Source organism: Radiobacillus deserti (genome assembly GCF_007301515.1).
Classification (GTDB): domain Bacteria; phylum Bacillota; class Bacilli; order Bacillales; family Amphibacillaceae; genus Radiobacillus; species Radiobacillus deserti.
The window spans coordinates 873,905-886,968 of sequence record NZ_CP041666.1 but is presented as its reverse complement, the minus strand read 5'-3'; the positions used below and the strand labels follow the sequence as shown (position 1 = coordinate 886,968).

10 protein-coding genes and 2 pseudogenes are annotated in these 13,064 nt (G+C 35.4%); 1 reads left to right on the top strand and 11 read right to left on the bottom strand.

The genetic code is table 11. From position 1 onward, the window contains the following. Window positions 1-9: 9 nt before the first annotated feature. The 11 genes and pseudogenes from FN924_RS04775 to FN924_RS04730 all read right to left on the bottom strand — a co-directional run bounded on the left by FN924_RS04775 (window position 10) and on the right by FN924_RS04730 (window position 12,300). Window positions 10-1,611: a methyl-accepting chemotaxis protein gene (locus FN924_RS04775; RefSeq protein ID WP_143892301.1), complete on the bottom strand. Its 1,602-nt coding sequence runs from the start codon at window positions 1,609-1,611 to the stop codon at window positions 10-12. A gap of 25 nt (window positions 1,612-1,636) precedes the next feature. Then, window positions 1,637-2,566, bottom strand: coding sequence for an ATP-binding protein (locus FN924_RS04770; protein ID WP_143892300.1), 930 nt, complete (start codon window positions 2,564-2,566; stop codon window positions 1,637-1,639). A 332-nt stretch (window positions 2,567-2,898) separates the two neighbouring features. Next, window positions 2,899-3,159 (bottom strand): hypothetical protein, encoded by a 261-nt coding sequence (locus FN924_RS04765; RefSeq protein ID WP_158633934.1) that lies wholly within the window; start codon window positions 3,157-3,159, stop codon window positions 2,899-2,901. A gap of 20 nt (window positions 3,160-3,179) precedes the next feature. Beyond that, window positions 3,180-4,052 (bottom strand): putative bifunctional diguanylate cyclase/phosphodiesterase, encoded by an 873-nt coding sequence (locus tag FN924_RS04760; RefSeq protein WP_228409645.1) that lies wholly within the window; start codon window positions 4,050-4,052, stop codon window positions 3,180-3,182. 209 nt (window positions 4,053-4,261) lie between these two features. Then, window positions 4,262-4,435: pseudogene (locus FN924_RS19845) on the bottom strand (response regulator transcription factor); the annotation flags it as partial. Window positions 4,436-5,983: 1,548 nt separating this feature from the next. Beyond that, window positions 5,984-6,337, bottom strand: a pseudogene (locus FN924_RS19840) (hypothetical protein); the annotation flags it as partial. 35 nt (window positions 6,338-6,372) lie between these two features. After that, a complete protein-coding gene (locus FN924_RS04750; RefSeq protein ID WP_143892296.1) occupies window positions 6,373-6,627 on the bottom strand; it encodes a hypothetical protein in 255 nt (84 codons plus the stop codon). An 11-nt stretch (window positions 6,628-6,638) separates the two neighbouring features. Then, window positions 6,639-8,057 carry a DUF7125 family protein gene (locus FN924_RS04745; RefSeq protein WP_143892295.1) on the bottom strand — a complete coding sequence of 473 codons (1,419 nt, stop codon included), beginning with the start codon at window positions 8,055-8,057 and terminating at the stop codon, window positions 6,639-6,641. A 295-nt stretch (window positions 8,058-8,352) separates the two neighbouring features. Beyond that, a complete protein-coding gene (locus FN924_RS04740; RefSeq protein ID WP_143892294.1) occupies window positions 8,353-9,003 on the bottom strand; it encodes a hypothetical protein in 651 nt (216 codons plus the stop codon). Next, the gene (locus FN924_RS04735) at window positions 8,996-9,526 is read right to left on the bottom strand and encodes a sigma-70 family RNA polymerase sigma factor (protein ID WP_158633932.1); all 531 of its coding nucleotides are present in this window, start codon (window positions 9,524-9,526) and stop codon (window positions 8,996-8,998) included. Before FN924_RS04735 ends, FN924_RS04740 begins: the two co-directional genes overlap by 8 nt. A gap of 305 nt (window positions 9,527-9,831) precedes the next feature. Next, entirely contained in the window at window positions 9,832-12,300 is a 2,469-nt protein-coding gene (locus FN924_RS04730) for a putative bifunctional diguanylate cyclase/phosphodiesterase (protein ID WP_228409571.1), read from the bottom strand. A gap of 379 nt (window positions 12,301-12,679) precedes the next feature. Here FN924_RS04730 and FN924_RS04725 point away from each other — a divergent pair, with 379 nt between their 5' ends. Beyond that, window positions 12,680-12,883 carry a hypothetical protein gene (locus tag FN924_RS04725; protein WP_143892291.1) on the top strand — a complete coding sequence of 68 codons (204 nt, stop codon included), beginning with the start codon at window positions 12,680-12,682 and terminating at the stop codon, window positions 12,881-12,883. Window positions 12,884-13,064: the final 181 nt, after the last annotated feature.

Sequence of the window (13,064 nt, the reverse complement as noted above, 5' to 3'; positions counted from 1 at the left end):
TACTTCACCCTATTCATCTATATTGTCATGATTTAACCGAAACTGGTCTATATTATCCATTAATTTTCTTGAAATTTCAGATAATGAGGAAGACTGACTAGTTAGTGATTGAATTAAATCCGATAATGTAATCGTCATATTAGTTGTCACATCGGATTGCTTTCCTATCAATTGTTTAATAGCTTGAATTTGTCCAATCAACAATGCGGACTCCTTTGTTTGAACTTGATTTAAAAATTCTTCTAAATGGTCAAATAAATAAGTAACCTCAGCTATCGTTTCGCGTGCAGTTGATGTATAGTCGATGGACATGTTATAAACCTTATCGACCGTCTTATTCGTTTCTGTCTCTAACAGATACGCATGACACTCGGTCTTAACTGCATGTTTATACGTATTAACCAAGACATCATTTAACGAGCTCGCCATTTTATTTACACTATTGGAAAGCTCTCCTATCTCATTCTTACTAGTAACAACATTTCGTGCAGTGAAGTCTCCATTCTCAAGCTTTAAAATTTGCTTTCTTACTTTTTGAATATTCGAATAAATACTACTAAAGAAGCCAGTGGAATATAAAACCAGTACAGATAAGGAAATGATGCCTGAAAGAACAAGAACTACTGTAGAAAAATGTTCCGAATTTTTTAGCTCACTATATCGAAGTGCAATATATATTACATTTCCATCTTCCATTGGTAAAAAAGATTTATAGATTTCTTTGCCATTGTATGTCTCCGAATAACTTTTTCTTTTGCCATCCTTTATCATCGATTGAATGATCTGTATGTCTTTATTATCTTGAAACGTATATTCACCGCATACTACCTCTTGAAGGCTAGAAGCACCCTTCTTTAGGATACTTGGGTCTATAATAGCAATCTCATGAACGTAATCACTTGATTGCTTTATTTCACTAAACCATTCAGCGTGTCCTACCTTATAATTAATTGTTTCGAAGTTGTCTACTTCTAGGAAAGGATTAATTAAAAATTTAGTACCTGGTACATTATAATAAGCATTCTTATAATGTTCAGGAGTGTCCGAATGAGTAATTGATTCGTTAAATTTAAGAACCACAACATCGTCTGTTTTATAACTGATCAACGATGTTGTCTCTCCTGTCATAGCCCCATTCAAGAAAGACCTCATCATTACATCTCCAAAAGGGTTTTGTTGCCGTAACTGTAACCCTACATTTTCAGGATTAGTTGAGCTTATATTGACGATGTCATTTTGCTGTATCTCCCATAGGTTTATTCCAGCTATACCAAGTTCTCTACTCCATTTAACTAATTCTCCATTCGTAACACTCTGTAGAGTACCCTCAGTTAATCTCTCAGCAACTATGTAGGAGTCGCGGACTAATCGGTAATCTAGTTGTTTCTCCAACTCTTTCGTTGCAAGATCGTTTTTTTGGATAACATATTCAATGGACTTTGAGATGATTTGAATCTCTCGAGATATACTGTCGTGAGTGTGCTTGTGTATCAAAAATACTTGAAAGGAAGCGAAAGCAACTGCAATTACAAGCAGAAGCACAATTATCCGGATAGTAAACTGTTTTTTTAATGATGGAAACTTATTGCCTAGCTCTCTATCTGTTGCCATACTATTTTCCTCCTCAACTCTGACTCTATTTCTTGGATTCTACTAAGAGAGAATGCTGCTCCATCTTATTTTTTTTACCATCTAAGAGGAGAATGAGAGTAGAACCACTAGCTGATGTTTCAAGCATGATTTGATCTGTGATTTTCATCATAAGTGTGAAACCTTGGCCTAGTGATTCTTTTGTGGAAAAACCAGCCATTAATGTCATTTTAGGAAGTGATTTAAGTGGGAAACCAGGACCACTATCCTCTATTACAACTCGGAGAACGTCTTGATCCTTATAAATCTCCATCTTCCCACTCTTCGCATGCTTAATCACGTTCGTAACAGCTTCTGAGATCACTAGATTGTAACTTGCTAGACGAGATGACAAAATTTCTAAATCAGTAAACACACCTTTTGCAAGCTGTCTAGCCTTAGGGACATCCTCTCTTTTCTCTATCTTCACTTCGCACAATAAGTCACCTTGTTTATAGCGTGTTAACTCATCATTTTTTATTAAAAGAAAGTGCCCATTAGTGGACGCATAAATGACGTCTCGGTAAACTTCCCATACTGGTTCTGTCTCACTTTCTTTTTTCCTCTGCCTTTTCACATCTAATTGCGCTTGAGTTAGTACTTTTATGAGAAGCCTTTTAGGTAGATAAGAGAGCTGGATAAATTTCATTTCATCTTCAATAATGGAATTCGAATCTATCCATGTAACTGCCTTTTGTGCGACATCCAATAATTCTTTAAATTTTTCACCTTTAATAGGATTGGCGAAAGGGTCAATAACAAATGACATCAAGATTAGTTCGTCTTGTTTAAACTCCTTCCAATCCAATGCTTCTACACAACGAGAAACAACCCAACTAAATAGAGCTTTTTTCTTAAGATCTTCATAAGAACGTATTAAAGTGAACTCAGCTTTAGCTCGATTCTTTTTCCAACCCTTTTTAAAGAGACTTTTCATTTATATGCCACATCCCTTTTTATTTAATCCTCATTAGCGGCATCCTTGTTTTATCAAGGTCACGTGTTAAGTTGACTCCCTGCGAATTGTGTCGAAGACGACCACGCAATAAAGTTTAAAGTCAACCATCCTTTCTTAATCCGTCTATGATAGACGGATTAAGAACTAAGACTTGTCTACTCTTTTTCAAAGATTTTGAATGTATGCCCGGATATTACTTTTTATTTAAAAGTTTTTATAACACTACTTTACTTTTCTAAATTATTTTGGTCATTCCCCCATCTATCCTATTTCTCATCAAAACTGAAGAATAGGATTTACTTCCTATTTCTTTATCCTTTATCTAGCGATAGCTTCGTCATAGTAGGAGTCATATAGTAGTAGATGTCTCCATATTCAGAACCCATGTGAAGTATCCCTTTACGAGCTAATTGCCTAAAAACATGTCTCTTTACTTCTGTTGGTAAGAGTGTATGAAATACTGACTCTTGGATTGGTTGCCCGGATCTTATTTGTATATGCAGAGTTAATAAAATATGCATAAAAGGATACATATCAACATACAATGAATCTTCTAAAAAAGGACTGTTCACCAAAATAAACACCGCTTTCTTCATTTTTTAGCTGTTTGAAGTATAAACTGATTCTGAAAGTCCATATGACTTAACGGTTTGTGAAAGTAGTACCCTTGGAATTTATCACAAGCGTACTCTGCTAAAACTTGATAATGTTTACTAGTTTCAATGCCCTCCGCGACAACTTCTAGCTGAAGCTCCTTTGCTAGATAAATGATAGACTTAATGATGGCATGTGACTTATAATCATCAGCATGCAGCTTCCACACAAAGGATCGATCAATTTTTATTTGATCAATTGGTAATTGATGAATACATTTAAAGGAGGAAAATCCCATTCCGAAGTCATCTATAGCTATGCTTACACCAATAGCTTTTAACTTATATAACTGGTCGATGCTGTTTTTAATAGAAAAAATATCAAATGTTTCGGTTAATTCTAGTTCTAAATACTTTGAGCTCAAATCTACCTCCTGTAATACCGCTTCCACTCTAGAAACCAATGTATTATCTAAGAACTGCATAGGTGATAAATTTACGTTTAATTTTAACGACTCAAGACCTTGCTGATGCCAGTCCTTTAATTGATGGCAAGATTCTCGTAATACCCATTCGCCAAGATCAAATATTAGTCCACTTTTTTCAGCTAGATCAATAACTAGTTCTGGGGATACAAATTTGTACTGATCATGATTCCACCTTAAAAGTGCCTCCACCGATACAATCTCCCCTTTTTTATTTAGAATGGGTTGATAAAATAAGGTAAGGTCCCCTTTTTTCATAGCCATCTTTAATTCGTGAATAAGTACTACGTTATCGTTATCCCTACTTTTGGGCTCTTCCTTTCTTTTCCCAATTACATGTTGTGATACTAGGAAGCACACCAAACAAACAATTAGCATAAATAGCATAAACACCTACAGAGCTCTCCTTCCGTTCTTACACACTTTCTATACCTATTTTGCTATAGGTAGAGCATTGTTTATATCACCTGTTTATCCTATTGTTTATTAGTCCTCAAAAATTAGGAATGAACTCCTAGAAGCTATTCAAGTCTGTTTAGAATAATAAAAAAAGAACCCATTTTTAAAAACGGATTCTTTTTAACGTATTGAATTTCCTAATTAATGGACTGGTAAACTTTTGCTATAGCTTGAGCACGGTCCGTAACATTTAACTTCTGAAAAATGCTCGAAATGTGATTTTTCACGGTGTGATCACTAATATAAAGCCTCTCTGCTATTTCTCTATTATTAAATCCTTCAACAACTAATTTTAATACTTCTTTTTCTCTATTAGATATTTTAAAATGCTTATGAATCTGTTCAAAAAGATTTTTATTTCCATCGGATTGGGAGGAGGGTAACTCAATAACACCTTCAACAAGCTCATCCTTTGTCACCAACCTGTGAAAATCCTGCTTAATTTCCCTATCTACAAAAGGTAAAGATAGAATCTGGTTAATTTGTTTCTTTCCCTTCATATAGCTCGAAATCATATATAACAGTTGAGCTTCTTCACTATATGCTATTTCTCCATCCTTTGGAGTTTTTTCCCCTTTTGAAACTAAGTCCTTGTATTCTTTTATTAGTAACAAGCTACTGTGACCTGGTAGCAAAAGTTGTAACACATCTTCATCATATACTTTCAACACTCCTGCTTGCACCAGCATTTCTAGCTCTTTTTTTGTGTATCGTTTCCTTTCACCAAACGCTCTAAGAAGCTTTTGTTCTTCCTTTACCTCTTCATAAATTTGCCCATTCAATTGGGACATACTTAGCTCTAACGTTTGTATAATTTTATTTTCTTTACTTATAAAAGTGTGATTCATCGATAATAGTACTCCAGCAGCCGTACAAAGATTTGTTAGGAATTGCTTCACTTCATCGAACTTTTCTACACCTGCCATGCCAATCGCCAAGCATCCTAATACATCTCCACGAAAGGTTATTGGAATTAACAATATTGGTTGCTCAGTTGATTCTTGAGTAACAGTCATCGAAGAAAGCTTCATCTGATCCTGATTATCAAAATAGTTTTCCGCTATTATTCCACCCAGTTTTTGAATATAGTTAGAGGTCATTCCTCTTGAAATAACGGTTGCTTGTTTTTCACCATGAACAGGTTTTAGTATAATACATGAGACGCTATTATTGGTAAGGTTTACGCTTATATCAACAAGTATAAACAGTATTTTTTTTAAATCATTTGTAGAAATCATTAAGTGTAAAATATCATTAAATGTAGAGATTTTCAGCAATTGTTGATCCATTGTCCGTTCCATCAAACTCTTTTGCAGTTGAATCGTAATAATATTGGCAACCATTCGACCGTAAAGGTCAAAATCCTGTTGAGGTATTTTGCTAGAGATACTCCCCCCAAAAAATACACCGAATGTCTTCTCCTGATTCGATAAAGGATAGCCGAATATACTCAACGGTTTGACATGATTTGAAGTATAGAAGGATACTCTTGGATCCTTCACGACATTTTCCCATACCATACCATTTCCAGTAGCAATAACTTGACCTAAAAAACCCTCTCCAGTTGAAAAGCCTCTGTTTAATAAAGTACTATGGTCTGGACCATGAAAATACGTAATGGTATAAAAATCCTCTTCCGTTTTCTCTGCCACACCTACAAAATCTATTAAATCATCACTGTCGATTATGCGTTTCAAGATCGTTTCTAAAGAAGATTCTTCTGTAGTCAAATGCTGCAAACTTTCGTGGATACCGGAGAATAAATGTAGGTTTTTTTCAGGATAATTAGCTAAGAAAGAATGTGATACCGACTCACAGAGTACCCCAACGTGCCTTAACATTTCTTCCTTCTCTAGATTACTAACCTCTGGCAACTCATCTATAGCACCTATTAAATTTTGATAGTTTTCCGAATCATTTTCTCTAAAAAAGTTATGAATTAACTCCTTTGTTCCACTTTCAACAACAAAAGTCGTCCAAACAAAAAATTTATTTTCCCCTTTTATTCTTACTGGTGCAATGATCCCTTTTATACCAGGTTCATAATCATAAAATACAGGGCTTGTTATCATCCCCAGGTGATTCAATATGCGGAGTCTTTCCTGCCTTAAATCAAATGTATTGATTAAGTGCTGCAAAAATTTAGTAGAACCAGAAATTTCCGTAATTTGGAACCCATCACTATCAGAAATCAAACAGGCAACATTTAGCATCTTAGCAAATGCATCTTGTAGTGATTGAACGTTTTTCAGCTCTTTTCCCATGACAGTTCAACTCCACTCACTAGCTTCGGTTGATTATAGCAATAGACAGCATTTAATCCTTCTCCATCAACTTGTAGAATGTCTAGTTTAACTAAATGTTCGAGGGTCTTGACCAAATCTGCCGCATTTCTTCCTAGACGTAATGATAGCCCCTCTACTGTTTCATACGCATATTGATTCGTTTCGAAGTATAAAGTACATTCCAACTGTAAAGGAAAGATAGCTTGAGGATTATTCATTCCTCTTCCTCCTACACTAACCGAATAAACGGTTTATCATTTATTTTTTCAAGAACTAGTGGTTCTGAAATTTTTCCATTCGGGCTTTTTGTTACTTGTAAAAACTGATAATTCCCATCTACCCATGTTCGAATAACACCATGGCTCGATCTTTCAATAAAGCTAGCCGTTTCCTCTCCAAGCTCTTTGAAATTTGTTAGAACTAGCATACTTGCACAAATAGAGTTAACCCTCGCTACTTCCACTCCAAAGAATCTTTTTACATATTCATAACCATGGTGTGTTGCAACGGTATTTAAGTCATAATATACAAACCATTTTTCACCATTCGCCATCATTGGAAATAATTCTTTTTGTAATGTTTGTCTGTACTGTTCATTATCTAAATCCGAAACATGTATTACAGCGTCTTTATATGGCAAGGGGGCACTTCGTTTATAGTGCTCCACAAAAACAACCTTTCCTTCTTTAGCCAGTTTCTGCAAGTCTATATTGAATTTTTTAAATGCTTCTTCAAATTGAGATATGGTTGAAAGGCTGGAAAGAATAATTAAAACCTTATCACCCGCTTGGATATGGTTAGCAGTAATAGCAATAACTAAATACTTATAATTTGATTTACTATTTGTATCGATGGTAAATGTAGCCCCACTGTGAATTCCACCATCCAATGTTTGATCTAAGTTTGGAAGGCCAGTTGATATGACATGATTAGAAGTAGTCACCAATTCATCTTCTATTAACGTTAATGCGGGAATTAGGTGAAGGCCATTCTCCGTAATTCGATAAAGGTGCTCTCCTTCCTGTATCTTGCTTCCACGCATCTTTGTAATTTCTAGTATTCGTTTTCGATAGTTCTCAAAATGAGGAGTAAGATTTAGGGAAATTACACCGTCAACGAGATAATTTACAAAGGATATATTTTCCTCTTCTACAGATGCTATCTCCTTTAATAAAATAGAGGTTAAGCCATACTTACGCAACGTATTACGCAACGTATAGATGACTTTTCTTTGGTCAATTTGCGAAGAGTAATAGTACTGAAATAAACTAATACTGTCAACAACAATTCTTTTACATCCAATCTCTTTAACAAGACGGTCAAAAAGTCCATCAGGTTTCATAATTTGATCCATTAGCACTTCTGGAGACAATGTGATAACACGTAATTTATTTTCCTTCTCCAACTTTTGAATGTCCCAACCGAATTGTTTCATATCTTTATAAATCTGATCAGGAAATTCCTCGAATGTAATATAGATACCAGGCTCATTGTAATGAACCGAACCATAATATAAAAACTGCATTCCAAGAATAGTTTTCCCCGCACCAGGCCGCCCTTCTACAAGTACTGTATTTCCTTGAGGTATTCCTCCAAATAATATTCGGTCAAGTCCATCTACACCTGTTTTAACCTGTCTTTCTATCATACAGAATTTCCCTCCTATGCAATCATACAATGTGTCTCTGTTTCCATTATACTTCCATGTTTATCCCAGTTGGATAGGGAAATACTTCCACCCTCTACTCTACTCGTTTTCTATTTACGAAATTTTGTCTTATGTAGTCTTAAATCTATATCTATCATATTTAGACAAAAGACGCTACTAAATATATTCAATTATTCAGAATTTTTAATTGTATTTCATGATGAAGGAGTAACTATTCAATATAACTTTTGACTCAAAAAAAGATGCTCAAATCATTCTGAGCACCTTTCTAAGCTTACCAGTTATTCACTGTGTACTCTGAAATATCTCCGTCCCTTTTAAATTCCATTACTTTTATATTCTCACTTGTACGATAGGCTACTGTCGCAAACAATACTTTTTTATCTCTCCAAAATATGGAGAACTCTATTCCAACATGTTTTTGACCAAGATTTTGAATATCAATATCACCTGGGATTGGCGCACCTCCAGTTATATTGGGGTTCTTATAATAGTAATAGGTCCAATAGGAAAAAGGCTCCCCCTCTGGATTCTGTGCCTCACCAGATATATAATCCTCTCCAAACGTTTCTTTTACTTGCTCATGTGTCATGCCAAGCTCGAAATTCTCAATCAGCTCATTTACTTTATTTTGTATGATTTCTGCGGATGGAAACTCATATTCTTTTTCCGTTACACTTTTCTCCTCTAGATTATTTTGTGAAAGATTCTGTAAGAGAAAACCTACTATACCAACCATGAGAAGTGCAAGTACAATCGGTCCTACATATTTTGCAAATAAAAATTTTGTATTTCTTTTTTTAGTTACTGGTTCATTACTTAATTCCTTTATTTTCTGAAATACCTTTTGTTTATCTCTTTCTGTAAACACACTATCATGTGAAATATAGGTATCCAATCTACGCTTATAGTGCTGATTATTCATCTATATCTCCCTCCAGCTCCACACGTAATAGCTTCTTTGCACGGTGGATCCTTGTTTTAATTGTGGAAGCCTTTATTTTTGTAATCTCAGATATTTCAGTAATTGTGAAATACTGAAAGTAATAGAGCAGTATAGGCTCTCTATATTTAGTTGGTAGCTGTAACACTTTCTCAATGAGTTCATCTTTACTTTCTTTTTCTTCTATCCATTTACTTGGTGAACGGTTCGTGGTTTGGTTGATGCCAAAAAACTTATTAGTAACAATTACCTTTTTATATTTCCAGGATTTTAAATAATCCTTACATTTGTTAATTGCTATTGAATAAATCCAGGTTCTTAGCTTAGACTTGCTTTGGAAAGAGTCTAGATGAAGGTATACGCTTAGAAAAGTATCTTGAGTTAAATCATCGGTTATATTCCACTCTTTTATATAGCTAAAAATTAATCGTTTAACTTCTTCACCGTATGCATCCATTATTTCCTCTAATGCTCTTTCACTGGATGAATCTTTCTGTACTTCCAAGAACATCACTCCTTTTAGCTTTTTAGTAAGACGATTATGAAAAGCCAACCGTTTCAGAATATATAAATTAGTTTATCTAATTTTCCATTTCCATCTGGAAATTATTATGTTTTATTGTGAAATATTGTAATGAAGTGGGGGCAATTTTGAACTGGATGGGGAACTTTCGATTAGGATAAAGAGATAAGAGCAAAACCTAACCATAGAAGAACTGTGCAAGGCGATGGATTTTTAAACTATTATAGAATCTTAACTAACATAAAAAAAACCAAACTTAAGCATTTACCTAAGCCTGGTATTCACTATTAATTATCACTATAATACTGACTAAAATTCGTAATTTCTGAGTACAGGTAACGTTCCATCCCATCCATATCAACAGGTCGGCTAAATAGATATCCTTGCAATTCAAAGTCTCCTATCTCTTCTAATGTTGCTTTCTCCCATTCCGTTTCCACGCCTTCTGCAACTAAGTTTAAGTTTAGTCCACGTGCTATATCCAGAATAGAATTTACGAATAACCCTTTCTTTGGATCCAAGTCAATACCTTCAATGAACTGTCTATCAATCTTCACTTCATCGATTGGAAGCTCTAATAAATGATTTAAGGAAGAGTATCCTTTTCCGAAATCATCAATAGAAATTAAAACACCTATGCTCTTTAGCTTCTCAATAACCTTTACAACATGTTCCGGATCTTTGATAAATACACTCTCTGTAATTTCAATCTTCAGATACTGAGGGGCCAATCCTGAGTCCGTTAACACCTTCTCTATCAGCGTAACAAGCATATCCTGCTGAAAATGCTTGGCAGAAATATTAACAGAGATTGGAATTTTCAATAAACCTTGATCCTGCCATTGCTTATTTTGTTTACAGGCTTGATAAAGAGCCCATTCATCAATTTGGAAGATTAATCCATTGTCCTCTGCCACAGGAATAAAAACACCTGGCGATACAGGTCCTAGCTCATCATGATTCCATCGAAGTAATGCTTCCATTCCAGTTACGCGATTGGCTTTCACTTTAGGCTGATAGAACAACTCAAATCCACAGCCACAATCCACCACTTGTCTTAGTGCATTTTCAATAATAAGCTGTTGCTGGAACCTATCTCGCATTGATTCGTTAAAGAATTGTGCGATGTTTCCACCTTTTTCTTTCGAAGCATACATCGCAATATCTGCACACTTCACAAGGGCATCTAAATCATCCCCATCGAATGGATACATACTTACTCCAACACTAGGTGTTATAAATAATGTTTGATCATGCATCAAGAACGGATGGGAGAATTCTTCAAAAATCTTATCGAGGGAATTGTGAACCTCTGCTTCACTTTGGACAATATGAACGATAACAAATTCATCTCCTCCAAGTCGAAAGACCTCTCGCTCATGCTTTACTTGTAATGCTCTCAGACGATCAGCAGTCATTTGTAGTAAGGCATCTCCCGCATCGTGTCCGAGCGTGTCATTCACTTGCTTAAACTGATTTAAGTCGATAAAAATGACTGCAAAGGACTGAATGGAGTCTAGCGTGATTAAGCTTCGAACAAAGTTCTGGAAATGGAGACGGTTTGGAAGCTGCGTCAATCCATCATAATAAGCTAAATGATGCAATTTATCTTCTGACTTTTTCAACATAACGGTTTGATCCGTTAGTCGTTCTGTCATATGATGACTATCTTCAAATAATTCTTTTATTTTGTCCGCCATTCCCATAAGATTTTTTGTCAACGTGCGCAACTCTGCTATATAGCTTCGTGGCCACTCCACCGCCTCAAACTGCTTAATCTTATCTGGTAGCCCGGTTGTGGCAACCGTTAATTTATTTAAGTTTTTCATAAATAAACGGCTCACTGTTCCAACTAGTAGAAATAGACAAACAGCTAACAAAAGAGCATGCAAAAGTTGTGTGAGTAAGTTTCGATAGACCATCTCTTGGTGAGAGAAAATTGGAACAGCAAAAAAAACGTTTAACGGTGCAAATTCCAACGAGTCTTCATATATAAACTGACCGTTACTCCATCTATTTACAGAAAAAAGTCCCTCCTCTTCCTTTGGTAGAGCAACCGAAACATCGGAAGAAAAGGAATCGACTTCATAATGATCCTTAAGTCGATACGTTTCATTTAAATGGAGATTAGTGGACCTGGCAGCAACTACATGTTGCTTTTCATCTACTATGTAAAAGGAATGATTAGCAAACTCATCAGACTGAACGAGTTCTTGCAGGGCTTTTTCATCAATGGACCCATTACTGTTAACTACATGTTCCATTTCGTCATCCAGTCGACTCATTGCATACTTGGACATGTCTTCAATTTGATAAACTGAGAAATCATTAGCTTGTACCACACTACTAATAGAACCCAAAGAAAACGGTATAAATATAGAAAGTAAGGTGATGTGAGAAAGAAATTGATGAATGGATACATTATTAGGATTCACCTTTTTCTTGCTAAACATTTTATAAAAAGGAAGATATGCCAACAGCATGTCTGCTACAAACACATTAAATAAGCCATTTACAATCTCTTTAGAGATTTGGAAGTATAAGGGATAGCCAGATAAAAATGACTTATAAAATAATACGGTGGCGACTAAGCCAAACGTTATCCAGTAAAAAAAGTCGACAAAAAACATTTTCGCAGCTCTACCATTTAAAAAGAATAAACTGACGAATAGTATTTCTAATAGCAGGATTCCGTGATGTAAGACGTGCATCCAATCAAATGGAATGAGTATTAGACTGACCAGACCTGCTATCATTGCCCAACGCAGTCCAAACAGTCTTAAAAGAAGAAATAAAAAAACACTAGTAAAACACAAACTAATCCCATAGATAAAATCTAGATGAGATCTTACTGAAAAGAAGACTAACCCTAAAAGAGCTATTAATAGATAAATTTCTCTTTTTATACGGGGAACATTCTCGTTGGGTTTGGGCATCCTGACCATCCTACTCTACTGCTTTATGTTTTTGTAGTCATTTTAGCATAATTTATAGGCATATAGTAACAAATTTTCAATACTGAAAATCATATAAGCCCACTCCTATTTATAACGAATACTAATTTCCTCCTTATGTAAACTAAACTAGATGACCTTTAGGAGAAATCAAGAATTGAACTATTAAGGAGGAGCGTGTATGAATAACCGCAGTGTAATGACTACTATATTCACAATTGGAGTAGCTAGTGCTGCAGTTTATAGTATTGGAAGGATTGCGAAGAATGGGAGTATGCAGAAGGTACAAAATACGATATCAAACACACTTATGAATCAAAACAAAGTAACAGATGTCTTGCAAAAAAGCACCAACACCTTTCAACAAGTTGACCAAGATAAATGACATTATCGTGAAGAGGCTGGGACAAAAGAATAGGAAGCAATGAAAAAACGAACAATTATAATTAGTGCCTATGCCCTGCTCCGGAAATATACTACGCTTTCCGCGGGGGGCTGGTGAGCCTCCTCGTGCTGACGCACTGTGGGGTCTCACCGATGCCTTTTTCCCGCTGGAGTCTACGTAT

Coding starts and splice junctions, on each gene's coding strand:
- FN924_RS04775 (WP_143892301.1), bottom strand. CDS start 1,611: ATGGCAACAGATAGAGAGCTAGGCAATAAGTTTCCATCATTAAAAAAA.
- FN924_RS04770 (WP_143892300.1), bottom strand. CDS start 2,566: ATGAAAAGTCTCTTTAAAAAGGGTTGGAAAAAGAATCGAGCTAAAGCT.
- FN924_RS04760 (WP_228409645.1), bottom strand. CDS start 4,052: ATGCTATTTATGCTAATTGTTTGTTTGGTGTGCTTCCTAGTATCACAA.
- FN924_RS04750 (WP_143892296.1), bottom strand. CDS start 6,627: ATGAATAATCCTCAAGCTATCTTTCCTTTACAGTTGGAATGTACTTTA.
- FN924_RS04745 (WP_143892295.1), bottom strand. CDS start 8,057: ATGATAGAAAGACAGGTTAAAACAGGTGTAGATGGACTTGACCGAATA.
- FN924_RS04740 (WP_143892294.1), bottom strand. CDS start 9,003: ATGAATAATCAGCACTATAAGCGTAGATTGGATACCTATATTTCACAT.
- FN924_RS04730 (WP_228409571.1), bottom strand. CDS start 12,300: ATGATAGCAGGTCTGGTCAGTCTAATACTCATTCCATTTGATTGGATG.
- FN924_RS04725 (WP_143892291.1), top strand. CDS start 12,680: ATGAATAACCGCAGTGTAATGACTACTATATTCACAATTGGAGTAGCT.